Origin of the sequence: Lacticaseibacillus sharpeae JCM 1186 = DSM 20505 (assembly GCF_001436225.1) — a bacterium.
GTDB classification, from domain to species: domain Bacteria; phylum Bacillota; class Bacilli; order Lactobacillales; family Lactobacillaceae; genus Lacticaseibacillus; species Lacticaseibacillus sharpeae.
Genome location: NZ_AYYO01000011.1, coordinates 73,247 through 89,893, shown reverse-complemented (window position 1 = coordinate 89,893; position 16,647 = coordinate 73,247). Strand labels below are relative to the sequence as shown.

The following is a 16,647-nucleotide window of genomic DNA, read 5'->3' as shown; positions in this document are numbered from 1 at the left end:
AATTAAGGTCCAAGTGCTTTCAAAAAGTTCTATCAACTCTACTTGACGAAGAGCCAAAAAAAGCACCCACCCAATTGCTTGGGTAGGTGCTAGTTTACTTAGCAGGTAATGAATTACTTGCCGAGCTTGGTCTTGTCCGTAACCTTCAGCTTGTCGTCGAAGGTGTAGACAACTGGTTCACCGGTAGCCATTTCAACGTCCATGATGTCGGCGTCAGAAATGTTTTCGATGTACTTGGTCAGGGCACGGAGGGAGTTACCGTGGGCAGCGATGATGACGTTCTTGCCATCAAGGAGCTTAGGCGCAACTTCGTCTTCCCAGAATGGGATAACACGTTCGAGGGTGACCTTCAAGTTTTCACCACCAGGAACAATCCGTGGGTCAAGGTCTGCGTAACGACGGTCCTGTGCAGCAGATTCTGGGTCAGATGGGTCCAGAAGTGGTGGCAGGGTGTCGTATGAACGACGCCAGATGTGAACCTGTTCGTCGCCGTACTTTTCAGCAGTTTCAGCCTTGTTCAGACCCTGGAGTGCACCGTAGTGACGTTCGTTAAGACGCCAGGTCTTGGTTTCTGGGATCCAAAGCTGGTCAGCTTCTTCCAGAGCGTAGTGCAGAGTCTTGATAGCACGGGTCAGAACACTCGTGTAAGCCTGGTCGAAGAGAATGCCAGCTTCCTTGAGCTTCTTACCTGCAGTCTTTGCTTCCTGAACACCCTGTTCGGAAAGGTTAACATCGTGCCAGCCGGTGAACTTGTTTTCCAAGTTCCATTCGGACTGACCGTGACGAATCAGAACCAATTTTGCCATGTTGGAAATTACCTCGCTTTTTTTGTAACACCGGTTGCCCGGCGCTTTATCCTTTTCATTTTACACTATACATCCTGTTTGTGCACCCTACGTTTTATTGTTGGTGCGGGAATTTTCTTCACGTCCAGGATATCGAGCAGGAATGTAAACACCGGCAGGCCAACGATGAGGCCCCACGTGCCCCACATATGCTCGGCCACCAGCAAAACGACAAAGGTGAAGAAAATCGGTAATTTTGTCCGGCTGCTCATGAACTTCGGGTTCAGAACGTAGGCTTCGAGCATGTGGATGATGATAATCATGATGATAATCGTCACCACATCCTGCCAGCCGCCGACCGTGTACGAAATCACAGACAGCGGTACTACGGAAATGATGGCGCCGGCAACGGGCACAAGCGACAGCAAGAACACCATGACCCCCAAGCTCGGGATGTTCGGCATCTTCATGAAGATTAAGGTGATGACCGTGATGACCGTATTGACCGCAGCAATCAGGATTTGGGCCTCGATGACAATCCCGAACGTATTGATGAATTTGTCGGCGAAATACTTGATGTCCTGGAAGAACCAGCCGAACGCTGAATTCAGGAAGTTATGGCCGAACCGATTCATGCTGTCGAGCTCAATCGTATAGAAGAAACTGAGAATCAGCGCGAGGAGCACGTTCACCACCATGCCCCCAACGCTGGTGACATACTGCACGATGGTCGCCACGCCCAGTTTAAGCTGCTCGTTCAGATTTAGGTCGTTGAGCTGCTGCAAGGCCCACTGCATCGCCTCGTTATGGTCGAACGCCGAGCTGTTATAGAAATCCGCCACGGTGTTAAACAATGTGATGCTCTGCTTGGCGATTTCGGGCACATACTGCGTCACCACGGAATACAGTCCCGCAATGATTAAGATGTAGAGCGGCACCACCACCGCGGTCGGACGAATCGGGATCAGCTTTTGAATCCACCGCACTAACCGAATGATTAGGAACGTGAAGATGAAGGTGAACAAGATGGTACTCATCATGCTGCGTGCAAGCCACAGGACTAGCGCAAGAATCCCCAGCACCATGAAGCGCCGCGGCCGCACATTACTAATAATTCGGTCATATAACGACATAAACATTTCTCCCCTAGCGCCGCCCGCTCCCCGGGACGGCACGTGACCAACTGCTTGGTCTTCCATAAATTTCATTGTAATACACTCGCCCGCAAATTTCTGGTCAACTTGTAACGTATTACCCAGCTGTCACCTCCGTCGTGCTGCGCAAACACACGTTATTTAATCACGACCACATTCCGCCTTTTTCGACGGTGTTCATCACTATTAACCAAATTGCATGTTATAATGACTTCATCGTTAAGCGAAAACCGCGCACCACCCCCACACAGGAAGGAGTAATCGTGCCATGGCAACCGAATACACTCGTGAGCAGCAGGCCTTTAGTCGGGCCTGCATCCAGGAAGCATTATTCCTCCTCATGGCCGACCGTCCACTCGACGAAATCACCATTAGTGCGATTTCTGAACGGTCCGGCATTTCACGAATGGGCTTTTACCGTAACTACAAATCAAAAACTGACGTCCTCAATGACTACTTCACCACCGAATTGAACCGGGTCATCACCATGCTCGGCGATATCGAACCGCTGATTGCCGAGAACATCACCCCCGTCTATTTCCAATCCATCAAGGATGACGGCGACAAGTTCGTGCTCGCAATTAGTGCTGGCGGCGACCAGGTACTCTTCGACTGCTTCGTCGAAACGGTCGGCACCTTCTTCACCGAGAACGTGCGCCGGCCTTGGTTCACCGGGGCGTACGCGGAATACTGGAAACGCTTCGTCACCGCTGGCCTGTACGCCATCACGGTGCAGTGGATCAAAGACGATTTCCGTACCCCGATTCCAGTTCTAGTCTCCGTGACCAACCACCTGGTGGCCCAGGCACCCACGAATATTTCGAACGTGGAAATCAACTCCCGCAAATAACGCAAAAAGCCAGTTACGCAATGACGCGCAACTGGCTTTTTCATTTGCCTAACGAACCGCAATCACTGATACCCGTGCATACCGGGTCAGTTCAGCGGCAACACTACCCAAGTGGTGCTTGCTGTGGGAGCCGATGATGATCAGGTCCGGCTTGAACGACGGCACAATCTCTTCGTTAATCACGCGCGCCGGCTTGCCCTCGCCGATGATTGGCTCGGCATCTTGCACGCCGAACGCCTGCGCCTTCTCGACGTACGTGTTGAGGTGTGCTGCAATCTGACTGCGGCGGTTGCTCAGGATGTCTGGTGACAGGGACTGGTAAATGTTTAGGTCACCGGTTTCCAGAATCGACACAATGCCAAGGGGAATGTTGTACATCTTCGCAATTGTGCAAGCGTAGTTGAATGCCCGGTGACTGGATTCATCGTCATCGTCGTCGACTGCCAGCAGCAGACGGCGGAAATGCATTGTTTCAACTTCGAACTCTTCTTCAGTAGCCATAATACTCCTCCATGAATGGCGCAATTAAGCTTGCTCCGTTCGGTTCAATCAATCTGGCGCAACCATTTGCACCAGCGCTAGTCTCATTGTAACACGCGCCCATTTTACGTTGGCATCAAAAAAGGATTCGGGCCTCTCAATTCCCGAATCCTAAGGTAAAGTTGCTTGCGTTTTGGCTGGCACTATCTTGAGTTGCTTAATGCTTACACCTCTTACAATCATCTATTCAACTGTAGTGTTTCTAAACTCCGATTGTGACACCATACCGTATTACACGGTCATGTTTGACTACCATTGGGTTTAGTCCTAGAAATTGGCTACTTCACTACGGAGCGATTCTGCGCCCCCCGTGGTGCATGGAGGGATTTACTCGTTAACTTAACGGCAATCTGCTCCTTTCAAGCGTGTTCAGTGACTGAACAATTTATCTTGTGGCATCGGAACCAAATCCCTTCTAGTGATTCTGGTCTGTGTCCTTCGATACGCTTTACCGGCCATTCTCAACCTACTTGTTACCTTTGCTAATGATGCTTGGAAAACGGCCTTTGGAATTACCTTACTCATTGACCACACATCGTAATCTTGCCTACTCACGTGAAACTTACTGCTGTGAACTCTGTCGGTATTACGGTGCTTTTGTAACTTGTACCTTTAATCAAACTATTCAACTGTACTCTGTAACAAACTGTGGTACTTATATGCCTGACTGCAACTTCCAACAACTATCACCGGTGAATAACATCTGTAGCCACTCCGGAATGTCTGCAGATGCGGTTGAGAGGACCCGCCGCCATTACGCTGGTAGCGCTTCCTTTACCTTGACTAAAGCATAACACGGATTCCTACACCTGGCAACCCTCATAAAAATTTCTTAATAACTTTCGGGAATTCGGGCAAAAAAATACCAACTACCAGATCACAGTAGTTGGCATTTGGTAGCTATTTACTTACTGGTTCGATAACGTCCAGCACGAGCGGCGTTTGTTCGGGTTCATCTGCGCCAATCGTGAACGCGTGCTGGATATCCGCAGTCAGCTGACCAATCTCGGCCGTGCTGCTGTGGACAGTCACGAGCGTGTCGCCGGCAGCGACCGGCGTGCCCACCTTCTTGTGCAGCACCAATCCCACCGCCAGATCAAGGGCATCACCGGCCTGCTTACGGCCACCGCCAAGTTGCATGCTGACTAAGCCCAGCGCCTTGGCGTCGATAGCCTGCACGTAGCCGCTTGTGGTCGCCTGAACGTGAATGCGGTACTCGGCTTGCGGCAGCTTTTGCGGATTGTCGACCACCGTCGCATCCCCGCCTTGATCCGCAATGAGCTGTTTGAACGCCCGCTTAGCCCGGCCATCACGCAGCACATCACCCGCCAAGCTGGCCGCGGCCTGAATGTCGTCCGTCTTGCCCGCCATGACGAGCATGTGGCTGGCCAAAATCACGGTCAAATCGCGGACATCCTTAGGCCCGCGCCCATTCAAAACCGCGATGGTTTCGGCGACTTCCAGGCTGTTCCCAATCGTCACCCCAAGTGGCTGGCTCATGTCGGTGATGAGCGCCTTGGTGGCAACGTTGTGGGCCGTGCCAATCGCAACTAGGGCCTTGGCCAAGGCTTCTGCATCCGCCCGCTTTTGCATGAACGCACCCGAGCCGGTCTTCACGTCCAGCACCAGTGCGTTGATTCCCGAGCTGATTTTCTTGCTCATAATCGAACTGGCAATCAGCGGAATCGACTCAACCGTCGCGGTCACGTCGCGCAACGCGTACAGCTTCCGGTCTGCCGGTGCCACCTCACCGCTAGCCGAAATGATGGCGATATGGTGCTCCTGGACCTGCTTAATGAAGTCTTCCGTGGACATGTTAACGTTAAAGCCCGGAATGGCCTCGAGCTTGTCGAGTGTGCCGCCAGTAAAGCCCAAACCGCGACCACTGATCATCGGCACATCCACGCCGAGGGCGCCCATCACTGGTGACAAAATCAGGCTAATTTTATCGCCAATGCCCCCCGTACTGTGCTTGTCGATCTTAATCCCCGGGATAGCGGACAGGTCCAGGACATCCCCGGAATGCAGCATGGAATCCGCTAGTGCCGCCATTTCGTCATCTGCCATGCCGTTGAAGTAAATCGCCATGAGCAAGGCACTCATCTGGTAACTCGGAATCCGTTCGGCAACGTACTCACCAATCATCCAGTTAATCTCGTCCTTAGTTAACTGGCCCCCATCACGCTTCTTGGCAATCAAATCCACCATCCGCATATGCTCGTCCTCCTTCAAATTCACAACTGCCAAACCTAAAACTACGCAAATCAATTAATAATAGCTTAATTGTAACAGCTTACATTGCCATCATCAAAGGATTTTGCGTAAAAAAATCGTCCGCACCAAAATGCGGACGATTCCCGAGTTTACTTACTTAACCTGCCATGCGTGCAGGGCGTTTGCGGCCAGAATCAAGCTGACCACCGCGTCACTCGAAAGTGAGTCGCGCACGGTGTCGGCGTGGCCGGTAGCACTAACCGCACCAATAACTTCGAGCCCGAACTTCATGATTTCGAGGTCCTTACGTGCGTGGTACTGCCCATCTGTAAATGGTGTGTCGTGGTTGTACTTGAAATTGATTTCGTCACCAGAAACTGAACCGTCCACGTGGTTAACCATAATCCGGTCAGTCAAATCGCCAAGCCGGGACTTCTCGTCCAGGAGACTGAGCTTCTTGTCGGATTCGGAACGCAGGTAGGTTTCCTGACCCATTTCGGGGTACGAAGCTGCCGGGTTCTTGAGCACGCCCAGGTAATCAACCGCAGCGTACACCTTGTTCAGGTCCAGTACTTCCTTCTTCTCAAGCAAGGCACTGGTGTGTTCTTCAAACCAGTCGGCCAGCGTGCTAACACTGAATTCGTCCATGTTTACCTCCTGCATGCGCCGATGCGCTCATCGGCCTCTGTCCATGTATTATCGCTAATCATTGTACCACACAGAACAATCCAGGTGGAATCCTAGCTTGCGGGCACAATGTGGTCGTCAATCACGCCAACTGCCTGCAAGAAGTTGTAGGTGATGACGGGGCCGACGAACTGGCACCCATGACGCTTGAGGTCCTTGGCCACCCGCTTGGATAGTTCCGTCTGGGTCGGCGTCTGCCCCGCCGCAGTCGGCCGGTTGACGATTTGTTCGCCGTCCGTGAACGACCAGACGTAAGCGGCAAAGGAGCCATACTCGCGCTTTATCTGGAGCACAGCCTTGGCATTGGCGATTGTCGCCGCGATTTTCATCCGGTTGCGCACAATCGACGCATCGTGCATCAGGCGGTCAAAATCAGCATCCCCCATGGCTGCAATCACGTGCAGGTCGTAGTTGGCGAAGGCGCGAGCGAAATTAGCCCGCTTGTGCAGCATCATCAGCCAGTTCAGACCCGAGGAGAACACCTCCAGCACGAGCAGCTCAAAAATCTGCTGGTCGCTATGCTTGGGCACACCCCAGTCGTATAGGTAGTAATCGCGTAGTTCCTGGTTCTGATTCGCCCAGAAATCCGCCGTGGTTCCGGGAAGTAAGTCATTCATCAAATCATCCTCCTGATGCAACTTGGCAGCAACAGCCATCATTAATAGATTACGCAGATTAGTGCACAATGCCCCGAAAATATTTTGGCAAAATTTGGCCGCAAATAAAAACACCAGCAAATCCGCAGATTCACTGGTGCTTAGACGTCAGTGGTGCATTCGTGGCCACTACTTAGTCTTCACGATGAGCACGTCGCAAGGAGCAGTCCGGTTAACGTATTCCGTCACACTACCGACCAGCAAGCGTTCAACCGCATTGAGCCCGGTTGAACCGATCATAATCAAATCGGTGTGGTATTCGTGTGGAAAATCGGTTGCAATCACGTTCTTCGGGTTCCCGAAACGTACGTGAATCGCAACATCGCTGACGCCTGCATCTTCAGCTTCCTTCTGCAAGCGTTCGAGGTATTCTTGAGAGTCCTGGGTCAACTGGTAAATCGCATCTCCAGAAATCATGCCCCCATAACTACCGATAAACTGCTTCGTGTCGAGCACGTTCAGAATGTCGATGCGCGCGTGGTTTGCAATTGCCACCTTGATGGCTTTCTTGAAGGCCAATTCAGCCTCTTCCGATCCATCAACTGGGACTAACAAGCGTTCGTATTCTTGGTCCATACCAGGTCAACTCCCTTACATCTGTATTAAACGGGCTGACGGCTACGAGCCAAAATGCTTACCGCTACCCTGTTTATTTAAGAATACGTCCCTCAGCGCAAAAAAACAAGTGTAAGCGGTACCCGTGACGTAAAAACAGGGCAGATTGTCATGTGTGTAACTGATTGAACGCCTTACCATCACTGGATAGACACGGTTGTATCAATGTTTTAATAAAAAAGTTCCAAGATTTAACAATTTTCTGCCATTATTATTTGCATTTTGAGCAGCAAGTGGTTACATTATAGATAAACAAAAATATAGGAAATGTGGTGTATCATGAATATGGAAAACACAATTGGTTCAGCACTTCGTCGCATTCGGAAGAACCGCGGCGAGTCAATCGTTGAAGTTGCAAAGGCAACCCACACCTCACCCGCTAGCTTCACCAAGTGGGAAAACGAACAGAACATCCCTAGCGAACGCTCCGTGCGCAAGTTAGCTGAATACTACGACATGGAACCTCAGGAACTGCTGGCTCTGGCATACCCAGACAAGTACGCACCTAAGACCGCACCTGAAGAAAACGTTGCGGCAGATGCCATTCGCGTTGAAGACATCATCGCACCCGGCACCGAACTGAGCTACAACGGTAAGCTGGTTTCCGAAGCAGACAAGCACCTCTTCGCCGCATTCATTTCCGGCATCCTGCTTGCTAAAACTGAATAATTTAATCAGAACTGCAAAGCCCCAGAAGCGCACTCACAAACAGTGAATGCGTTTTTGGGGCTTTTACTAAACATGCACAATGCACGGTTGCCGTGTGCTATGATTGAAGTAAATAAATTTATAAGTGAGGCAGAAAACTTGGCACCGACGTTACTAAACATTCACCACGGATTTAACTTTCGCGACCTGGGCGGTTACACGAACCAAGATGGTCAGCGCATCAAAAGCCACCGCTTGATTCGTTCAGGCAAACTCGACCTGCTGTCCGACCGTGACGTCCAGTTCTTAACCGACTACGGTGTCAAGTACGACGTCGACTTCCGCTCCCCGGATGAACAAAAGGAAGCACCAGACCGCGTACCAGTTGGGGCCAGCTACCACTTCCTCCCCGTCTTCCCCGTTGACGAAACCAAAGTCACCAAGACGTGGGAAGAAGAGCAGCGCGAATTCGCTAAGGACGCGCGCGGCGGCTACAAGAACATGATTCGGACCTACGCCGAAATGGTATTACTGCCGGATGCGCAAAAGTCGTACCGGCAGTTCTTTGACCTGCTCCTCAGTAACGATGGGGATAAGTCCTCGCTGCTGTTCCACTGTTCTGCCGGTAAGGACCGCACCGGCATGGGCGCTGTGTACCTATTGTCTGCCCTGGACGTTGATCCGCAAATCATTCGCAGTGACTACATCACCACGAACGAATTCATCCAATATCCACTCCACCAGCAACTCGACGCCATCCGCGCAAACGGTGGTAACCAGAACACGCAGCAAAGCATCCGGGACCTCTGGACCGTCAAGGAGGACTACCTCGACAGCGCCCTCAGCACCATCAGTGCCCACTACGGCAGCATGCACCGGTACCTGGAACAGGCACTGCAGCTCTCTGCTAACCAGGTAGCTGACCTCAAGCAGCTATACCTCGCCGAATAATCTCGAAGGGAGACTTGTCCAATGAAGCTCTACCAAGCACTAACCCAGGTCACCATCAATCAAGTGATGGTTGACGATGCCCCTGAATTCAATATCCGCACGCAGTTGAACCAGCCTCTGCACTTCACGCCCACGGAACTCTACCACTACATTGATTCCGTCCTGAAGCCAGGCAGCCGGCACGACCAGAACAACCTGAAGTTCGTGGCCGACGCAGCCTTCATTGCGGAGAATTACGATTTCTCCGTTTTTGCGGCCCAAAACCGTTTTTACAACTTCGAAGCAAAAATGGAAGCGGCCCGCGACCTGGTGACTGACTTGAACCGCCACGTCAGCGTTAACCTGAACCTGGATACCCGGGAATACCAGCTCCTCTTCGTCGATTAGGGGGCCAAAGCAATGCAAAATAGTAGTTACCCGGCGATGAGCGGCGCCGACATGCGCCACGCCAAGGGGGAAGGCTCGACGCCTGACTGGCAGGCGCTTAGTCACCTACTTCCGGATGTCTTCGGCAAGAACATCCTCGTGCTCAACTGCGCGAACGGGTGGTTGTGCCGGCAAGTGCTGGCCAAAGGGGCCATTGGCGCGACCGGTGTGGATGCGGACAAAGACTTAATTAGCGCCGCCCGCAATCAAGCCGGTTCGGCGCGCTTACGTTACCGGCTCCTGCCCAGCGCGTTTTGGGGCAGCATCGGCGGACACTTCGACATCATCGTGGCGGCAAACGTGTCCAAGGAAGACGCATTGCACCTCGCCACCATTCCGCGCTTACTCCGCCACGGTCACGGCACGCTTGCCATCAGCGGCACGCCTGAAGCCCTAGGCGTTTTGCGCGAGGCCGTGCAGGTGACTGACCAGGAACCCGGCAGTTGGCACACCAACACCGCAACACAGCTTCCAGGCGGCAACGTGGTCCTCATCATGCACCGGCGCCGACTATATCGCGACTAAAAAAGGATGTATCGCTGGCCGATACATCCTTTTGCATTACCGCTATAAAAATGTTGCCGTGAGTAGTTCCGCCAGCCGGCCGTGCATGGCAGCGTAGTCCACGTCGCTGTCGTCTACGCTGACCTGCGCCAATTCGGCCCAGTCCTGTACCATCGCCGGCGTAACTTCCAGGTGGAACTGCAGCCCCATGATGTGCGCGTGGTACTTGAAACCCTGATTTGGCGTTTTGGTGCTCGTGTACAACTGGGTGGCCCCTGGTAGTTCACTCATGTAGTCGCTGTGCCAGTTCATCGCGGTGAACTGCGTGCCGGCAGTGATATCTGTTACCTGCCCGAACCCAAAGTCACGGTCCTTTTTAAACACCGGCGCGCCGAATGCCCGCACAATCTGCTGGGCGCCCAGGCAAATTCCGAACACGGGCCGGCCCAGCTTGTCCAGGCTGCGGATAATGATCCGTTCAGCCGCTAACCAGGTTTCATCGTCGTTCACACTGTTAAACCCGCCCAAAACGAGTAGCCCGTCCATGTCCGCGGGGTTCAGCGCCCGAATATCTTCGCCTTCATCCAGGCGGTGCACGCGCAGCTCAACATCGTTTGCCGCTGCCCAGTCGGCGATACTGCCAAGCCCCACCCGCGCGTCGTGTTGCATTACATCAATAATCATCTGTTCCGTCCTTTGCCAATTATTTGGCGTCCATGTGTTACTTATCCGCTCCAGCATACCACACATTCAGTTCCGGTTGACCACCGCTTGCGGCGACAACCCTGCATTTGCCCAGTATCCTTTCGGGAGTGCTAATTGTATTGTCAGTGTGTGCATGATAAACTAGGGGCAATCTTTTACATTGAAATGGGGAATAAAAACTATGGATAGTGGCCAAGTCGCCTCTAGTCTCTTGGTGATGGTCGTTACCTTCCTGTTCGCTGCGTTCTTCGTGGCGAGTGAGTTCGCGCTGGTGCAAAGTCGCCCAAGCGCGCTCGAGGAACTGTTAGACACCTCTTCTGGCCGGAAGCGGGGCAAGGTCAAGCTTGCCCTCAAAATGGTGCACAACCTAAATGAATATCTCTCCACCACCCAAATCGGGGTCACACTTGCGGGCTTGATTGTCGGGTGGATTGGGGAAGAAGTCGTTGAATTCTTACTGGTCGGCCTGCTCGGATTCGTCCACTTGCAGCTGCCAGGCGGCGGGCTCCACATCGTTGGGGCTGCCCTCGGGATTTTCGTTCTGACTTACCTGGAAGTGGTCCTAACCGAAATCGTGCCGAAGAACATCGCCATTGACTATTCACTGCAGGTCATGATGTTCGTCGTCACCCCGCTGCATTACTTCCACATCTTGTTCTTCCCGTTCGTCTGGTTCCTGAACACCTCATCCACCGCGTTCTTGCGCCTGTTTGGCATCAAGCCCGCCGAGGAAGGCAACGAAGCCTTCTCGCAGGCAGAAATCCTGAACCTGAGTAAGACCGCGGTCACAACTGGGGATATGGAAGAAAACGACGTGGTTTACATGGAACGCGCCTTCGACCTCAACGACAAAACAGCCCGCGACGTCATGGTTGACCGAACCCGCCTGGAAGTGGTCGACATCACTTCCACCGTCAAGGACGTCCTGCGACTGTACCTGGAAGAAGGTTACAGCCGCTTCCCCGTTGTGGCTAACGGTGATAAGGACAAGATTCTCGGTTACGTCTACGTATACGACCTCGTGCGTCAGTCCCAAGTCGACGACACGATTCGAATTTCCAAGATTATCCGCTCCATCGTCACGGTGCCCGAAAGCACGCCAATCCACGCCATTTTGCAGCAGATGATCAAGAGCCAAGCACCAATGGTTGTGGTCTCTGACGAATACGGTGGGACTTCTGGGATTGTCACGGACAAGGACATCTACGAAGAACTCTTCGGGACCGTCAAGGATGAAATCGATGATGTTTCCGATGAATACATCATCACCACTGCGGATAAAACAATTTTCCGCGTCAGTGGTAAAACCACCCTGTACGATTTCGAACGCTACTTCCACACTGACTGGGAGGACTTCGATGACGCCGACATCATCACGGTTGGTGGGGCCATTCTCGAAGACCACCCCGACCTGAAGCACGGCGACACGGTGCAACTCGGCCGGTTCAAGTTCGAAGCAGACGTTGTGGAACGCGGTTTCGTTGATTGGTTCAACGTCACCGTCGGCCCAGAACTGCCCGACCCCGACGAAGAAGAATAAACCCAAAAGGAGCAGAATCAATGCGATTCTGCTCCTTTTTGTATCCCGTGAATTCAGATGAATGATTGCCAATCCGGCGCGATGAACGCACCCACGACGCCTTCCCCAGTGTGTACACCCACCGCCGGACCAATTGTGCCGCGGTCAATGGGACATTCGGGCAGCACCTTCTTGATCTGGTTCTGCAGGGCCGCCACCGCTTCGGGGTTGTTGGCATCGATAACGTCAAACCGCACCGGCAGCTCAATTTTCTCCGCCGCCGTCAGGACGTTCACACCAATCTTCGCGTATGCCCGCCGTGCTGTTCGTTCCTTCCCCACCGGGATAATCTTGCCTTCTACCAGGCTCAAAACGGGCTTGATGGCGAGCAGATTACCGAGGAACGCCATGGAGCCACTAATCCGGCCCGTCCGCAGTAAGTGCTTGAGGTCTGCCACCACGAACCAAACAGAGACCTGCTGGTTGAAGCGCGCCAAAATCGGCAGAATCTCGGCCACCTGCAGTCCGGCATCGAGCAGCCTGGCCGCTAACTTCACCTGGTACCCCAGCCCCGCGGAGATGGACTGCGAGTCAACGACCACCACGTCGATTGGCTTGTAGTCGGCGACAAAACCGCGCAGGCTGTCCACCATCCCGCTGAGGGCCGCGCTCAGGTGAATCGAGAGCACCTGGTCATAACCGGCCGCAGCAAGGCGCCGATACTCCTGATCCAAGCGGGCAAGCGGTGCCTGCGCCGTCGTCGGTAGCGCATCTTCCGTCGCCATCCGGGTGTAAAAATCGGCGCTGCTGATGGTCTCATTCTCAAAGTACTCCTGCTGCCCAAAAATCACGGTCAGTGGGACCACCGTGATATTCATTGCGCGGGCTTCTTCTGGGCTTAAGTATGCGGAACTGTCAGTAACGATTGCGGTTTTCATTGCTTGCCTCCAATGCAAAGTCTTTAGCGCAATTGTATGTGTCTGGCGCGTCCGCCACAAGGTTGCAGCTGTCACCTACCCAAGTGCACAAAAAGTGGGAAAGGCGATTACGTATACTAAAAGTCAATTGGGCGGGAACGTAAAAACATCCCCAGAGATTGCCCAATTTACGCAATTTCTGGGGATGTTCGTTCAATTTTTTGGTCAAACATTATGAATTGGTTGCGATGAATTGTACCATGGCGTGCTGCATTCGCTGCCCACGTACACTAAAGGTGCACGCGGACAAGAACTACAGGTGCTTAGCAAAGAACTTGGTGACACGCTTGGTGTATTCCGCCGTGTGCTTGCCGTAGCTTTGTGCGTGGCCCGCGCCCGGGACAACCCACAGCTGCTTTGGTCCGCGACTGGCCGCGTAGTTCTGGTGCACCATCGTGGTCGGCACGAACTTGTCCTTAGCCCCGTGAATGAAGAACGTGGGCAACTGGTTACGGTGCAACGCGCTTACGGCGTTCGCCGCCGCGTAGTCGATTCGGGTGTGCAGGTGCGCCATGGTCAAAGTACCGGGCACCAGTGGCCAGCGCGGCAGGTTGTACATCGAGCCGGCCTGGTACGAAATTTCCGCATCCACGCTGGTGTAGCCGCAGTCCTCAACGATGGCGTGGACCTGCTTGGGTAAGTTCATCCCTGACAGATACATCACCGTCGCCCCGCCCATGGAGACGCCGAACAGGCCAATGTCGCTTTGCTGACCGTTCACCCGCACGACGCGCCGCAGCCACTTACGGTAATCAAGCCGGTCCGCCCAGCCGTAGCCAACGTAAGTTCCGTCTGAGCTACCGTGGCCGCGATCATCCGGCGCCAGCACGTTGTACCCCGCGTCGTGAAACATCCGGATGTATTCAGCCATATCCTTGTGCGTATTCATGTAGCCGTGCGCAACCACGATGGTCTTGCTTGTCTGCTTGGCCGCGGGCACATACCACGCGTTCAGCTGCCAGCTCGGTTTGCCCACCGCGGTTTCGTGCCACACGCTGTGGGGAACTTCAGCTAACCACTTAATGGCAGATTTCTTGCTGGCACTCTGTTTGGTACTCAAAAAACTCTTTTGACTAGGAATGAAGGCGACGCGGTAGAAATACTCACATGCACCAACATATGCACCGCCAATAATTACCACCAAGATGGTAAGCACGCGAATAAACGCCCGGTGCTTATGCAACCATAATTTCAAAATAACTTTACCTCACTTGCTCAATAATTAATTTATTTGTACAACTCGCCGCCGAATTACAGATTTTTGCCGCCAGCTATTGTACAATTAAAAGCATAATGTTCGATTTACAAAATGGGAGGCCTTACGAAATGGAAACCAACAAGCTGATGACTGAATTCATCGACGTGTACTTCAAGACTATGAAGGACCTCAACTTGACTCTGCAGGCATCCATGGCCCAATACCAAGTATCCTTCGAGCAATACCAAATTCTGCGTGACATCGCTAACGAGCGTGTCAGCAACCTCACCGACATCGTGCGCCTACGCGGTGTCACCAAGCCCGCGATTGCACGGCAGCTGCGCACCCTGCGCAACCTGGATTACATTAGCCAAACCACCGCTGAAGCAGACCGCCGCCGCCACGTGCTCAAATTGACGCCGGCCGGCAAGACCACTGAACGCGAAATCACGCAGACGGTCAACGCGAAGTTCAACCGCTTCGTCGAGACAATTGGTCCGGACAAAGTGGACGAACTGCGGGCGCTACTTGCGACCATTGATCAAGATTATTTGGAACCAGAAAAACGTGGCTAGTTCAGACTGGCTAAATTATAACATCAACAAGTAAGCTGAAGTAAAACCCCTAGCCGTGCAGCTGCACAGTTAGGGGTTTTTACTATTTGCGGTTAAAAAATATATTCGTAGGCCAAGCGTTCCGGCACCGGTTCGTCGAGGTAGACCGTCCCGACGTGAACAAAGCCGTTGCTCGTAACCACGTGCTGCATAATCTTGTTGTCCGGATGGGTGTCAACCCGCACATCGCGAACGCCGCGGCTGTATAGCTCACTGAGTAAAGCCGTCATGAACGGCCGGCTGAGGTGCTGACCGCGGCCATTATTCCCGATTGCAAACCGGTGGATGGCGAAATAGTCGCGGTTGGTTGACCAGCCCGCGCCCTCAATAAACCCGTAAAATGGGTCCGGCCCCGGAATGAGACTGGCAATGCCGCTAACAACGCCATCAACGCACAGCACGCGTCCTGTCCCCGCCGCGACGTCTTTTTGTACCGCCGCCGTGTTCGGGTAGGCGCCCTGCCACTGATCAATGTTCTGCCCGGCCAGGAAGGCTTTCGCGTCTGCAATCACCTGCATAATGGCCGGAATATCAGCAACTGTGGCTTTACGCACAAATATTTTTGTCATCAATAACCCCCACTATATCTTGCCTGTGGTGACATCCGTCAAGAAGTCGCCGAGACCCGCGAAGTAATCGTCCGGATTATCGAGCATCTGCCCGTGCCCCGCATCTGGGGTGATGTGCAACCGGCTGTTCGGCAATTCGGCCGCCATCCGCCGGGCGGCCGTGAGCGGCATCGTTTCGTGGCCGCCGAACGTCAGGTACGTGGGCACGGTAATCTGCTGCAGGTCGCCACGTCGATCCCAGTCCTTCAGCGCACCGACCATCACGAATTCGTTGTCCCCCTGGAAGTAGTTATAAACGGGCGTGCCCATGGTACTAATCAAGTGCCGTGGCTGCGGGTCGCTTTGGTGGTGCAGGTAATTCTCACCCAGCTGGGCCACAAGCGCAACGTAATGTGGGTCGTTGAAGTTGTGATCTGCTTCACACTGCTGCATGTACGCCACCTCGTCCGCACTGAACATTTGCTCACGGATTGCGTTGATGTTCACAATATACTCGTCAAGGTTGTCAATCATCGAGCTCAGAATCAGGCCGCGCAGGTGCTGCCCGTATTTGAGCGCGTACTCGATGGCGAGCACCCCGCCCCACGACTGCCCGAGAAGGAAGAAGTTGTCGAGACCGAGCTGTTTGCGCACTTCCTCCACTTCATCCAGGTAATAATCGATGTTCAGGAACTTCTTGCGGTTTTCGGGGTCCGTGAAGTCTGGTTGGTCAGAGAACCACGAACCGAGCTGATCGTAACGGCTCACCTGGACGCCGTATTTAGCCAGGCGCGCACCGAAGTTCTCGAACACTTCGTTGGTCCCCCCAGGTCCGCCATGTAGCGTGAGCAATTGAATATCACCCGTCCCGTTCGTCTGGGTCCAAAGGTGATAACCGTTACTCAAGGTGACAAAGCGTGTCCCCTGTGGATTTGTTTTTGGCATAGTATTCCCTCCAAGTATGTATTGTGAACATTATCGCGCACCGTCTGCGGCTGAACAAGACTTAAGTCGTGACAACCACCACTTAAGATTTCGTCTAAATCTCCGTCTCGT

Annotated in this window: 19 protein-coding genes; 7 read left to right on the top strand and 12 right to left on the bottom strand. The window is 53.2% G+C overall.

What is annotated here, in order from left to right:
• Positions 1-113: 113 nt before the first annotated feature.
• A complete protein-coding gene (locus FC18_RS03850) occupies positions 114-806 on the bottom strand; it encodes a 2,3-diphosphoglycerate-dependent phosphoglycerate mutase (RefSeq protein WP_054677869.1) in 693 nt (230 codons plus the stop codon).
• Between the two features lie 65 nt (positions 807-871).
• Positions 872-1,918 carry an AI-2E family transporter gene (locus tag FC18_RS03845; protein ID WP_054677867.1) on the bottom strand — a complete coding sequence of 349 codons (1,047 nt, stop codon included), beginning with the start codon at positions 1,916-1,918 and terminating at the stop codon, positions 872-874.
• Positions 1,919-2,207: 289 nt separating this feature from the next.
• Between FC18_RS03845 and FC18_RS03840 the strand changes: the two genes are divergently transcribed.
• On the top strand, positions 2,208-2,789 hold the full coding sequence (locus tag FC18_RS03840) for a TetR/AcrR family transcriptional regulator (RefSeq protein WP_054677865.1): 582 nt from the start codon (positions 2,208-2,210) through the stop codon (positions 2,787-2,789).
• Between the two features lie 48 nt (positions 2,790-2,837).
• Here FC18_RS03840 and FC18_RS03835 read toward each other — a convergent pair whose 3' ends face one another.
• The 5 genes from FC18_RS03835 to FC18_RS03815 all read right to left on the bottom strand — a co-directional run bounded on the left by FC18_RS03835 (position 2,838) and on the right by FC18_RS03815 (position 7,462).
• The gene (locus tag FC18_RS03835; protein WP_054677863.1) at positions 2,838-3,290 is read right to left on the bottom strand and encodes a universal stress protein; all 453 of its coding nucleotides are present in this window, start codon (positions 3,288-3,290) and stop codon (positions 2,838-2,840) included.
• 939 nt (positions 3,291-4,229) lie between these two features.
• Complete coding sequence (locus FC18_RS03830; protein WP_056975486.1) at positions 4,230-5,543, bottom strand: thymidine phosphorylase; 1,314 nt, start codon at positions 5,541-5,543, stop codon at positions 4,230-4,232.
• A gap of 153 nt (positions 5,544-5,696) precedes the next feature.
• Positions 5,697-6,191 carry a hypothetical protein gene (locus tag FC18_RS03825; protein WP_054677861.1) on the bottom strand — a complete coding sequence of 165 codons (495 nt, stop codon included), beginning with the start codon at positions 6,189-6,191 and terminating at the stop codon, positions 5,697-5,699.
• Positions 6,192-6,283: 92 nt separating this feature from the next.
• Positions 6,284-6,847 carry a DNA-3-methyladenine glycosylase I gene (locus FC18_RS03820; protein ID WP_054677860.1) on the bottom strand — a complete coding sequence of 188 codons (564 nt, stop codon included), beginning with the start codon at positions 6,845-6,847 and terminating at the stop codon, positions 6,284-6,286.
• A 168-nt stretch (positions 6,848-7,015) separates the two neighbouring features.
• On the bottom strand, positions 7,016-7,462 hold the full coding sequence (locus FC18_RS03815; RefSeq protein ID WP_056975485.1) for a universal stress protein: 447 nt from the start codon (positions 7,460-7,462) through the stop codon (positions 7,016-7,018).
• 324 nt (positions 7,463-7,786) lie between these two features.
• On the opposite strand from FC18_RS03815, the gene FC18_RS03810 reads away from it, so the two are divergent.
• From FC18_RS03810 to FC18_RS03795, 4 genes are all read left to right on the top strand, one after another.
• Positions 7,787-8,170, top strand: coding sequence for a helix-turn-helix domain-containing protein (locus FC18_RS03810; protein ID WP_054677878.1), 384 nt, complete (start codon positions 7,787-7,789; stop codon positions 8,168-8,170).
• A gap of 138 nt (positions 8,171-8,308) precedes the next feature.
• Positions 8,309-9,100, top strand: coding sequence for a tyrosine-protein phosphatase (locus FC18_RS03805; RefSeq protein WP_054677858.1), 792 nt, complete (start codon positions 8,309-8,311; stop codon positions 9,098-9,100).
• 21 nt (positions 9,101-9,121) lie between these two features.
• The gene (locus tag FC18_RS03800) at positions 9,122-9,487 is read left to right on the top strand and encodes a hypothetical protein (protein WP_056975484.1); all 366 of its coding nucleotides are present in this window, start codon (positions 9,122-9,124) and stop codon (positions 9,485-9,487) included.
• Positions 9,488-9,499: 12 nt separating this feature from the next.
• Positions 9,500-10,051 carry a class I SAM-dependent methyltransferase gene (locus FC18_RS03795; RefSeq protein ID WP_054677856.1) on the top strand — a complete coding sequence of 184 codons (552 nt, stop codon included), beginning with the start codon at positions 9,500-9,502 and terminating at the stop codon, positions 10,049-10,051.
• Positions 10,052-10,093: 42 nt separating this feature from the next.
• Here the strand turns inward: FC18_RS03795 and FC18_RS03790 are convergent, their stop codons facing one another.
• Entirely contained in the window at positions 10,094-10,714 is a 621-nt protein-coding gene (locus tag FC18_RS03790; protein WP_054677854.1) for a type 1 glutamine amidotransferase, read from the bottom strand.
• 202 nt (positions 10,715-10,916) lie between these two features.
• On the opposite strand from FC18_RS03790, the gene FC18_RS03785 reads away from it, so the two are divergent.
• A complete protein-coding gene (locus FC18_RS03785; protein ID WP_056975483.1) occupies positions 10,917-12,275 on the top strand; it encodes a hemolysin family protein in 1,359 nt (452 codons plus the stop codon).
• A gap of 53 nt (positions 12,276-12,328) precedes the next feature.
• Here the strand turns inward: FC18_RS03785 and FC18_RS03780 are convergent, their stop codons facing one another.
• Both FC18_RS03780 and FC18_RS03775 read right to left on the bottom strand, forming a co-directional pair.
• Positions 12,329-13,192 carry a DegV family protein gene (locus FC18_RS03780; RefSeq protein WP_056975482.1) on the bottom strand — a complete coding sequence of 288 codons (864 nt, stop codon included), beginning with the start codon at positions 13,190-13,192 and terminating at the stop codon, positions 12,329-12,331.
• Positions 13,193-13,484: 292 nt separating this feature from the next.
• Entirely contained in the window at positions 13,485-14,426 is a 942-nt protein-coding gene (locus FC18_RS03775; protein ID WP_235804206.1) for an alpha/beta hydrolase, read from the bottom strand.
• A 131-nt stretch (positions 14,427-14,557) separates the two neighbouring features.
• Between FC18_RS03775 and FC18_RS03770 the strand changes: the two genes are divergently transcribed.
• Entirely contained in the window at positions 14,558-15,004 is a 447-nt protein-coding gene (locus tag FC18_RS03770; protein ID WP_054677848.1) for a MarR family winged helix-turn-helix transcriptional regulator, read from the top strand.
• A 92-nt stretch (positions 15,005-15,096) separates the two neighbouring features.
• Here the strand turns inward: FC18_RS03770 and FC18_RS03765 are convergent, their stop codons facing one another.
• Positions 15,097-15,612: a GNAT family N-acetyltransferase gene (locus tag FC18_RS03765; protein WP_054677847.1), complete on the bottom strand. Its 516-nt coding sequence runs from the start codon at positions 15,610-15,612 to the stop codon at positions 15,097-15,099.
• A gap of 12 nt (positions 15,613-15,624) precedes the next feature.
• Entirely contained in the window at positions 15,625-16,536 is a 912-nt protein-coding gene (locus FC18_RS03760) for a proline iminopeptidase-family hydrolase (RefSeq protein WP_054677845.1), read from the bottom strand.
• Positions 16,537-16,647: the final 111 nt, after the last annotated feature.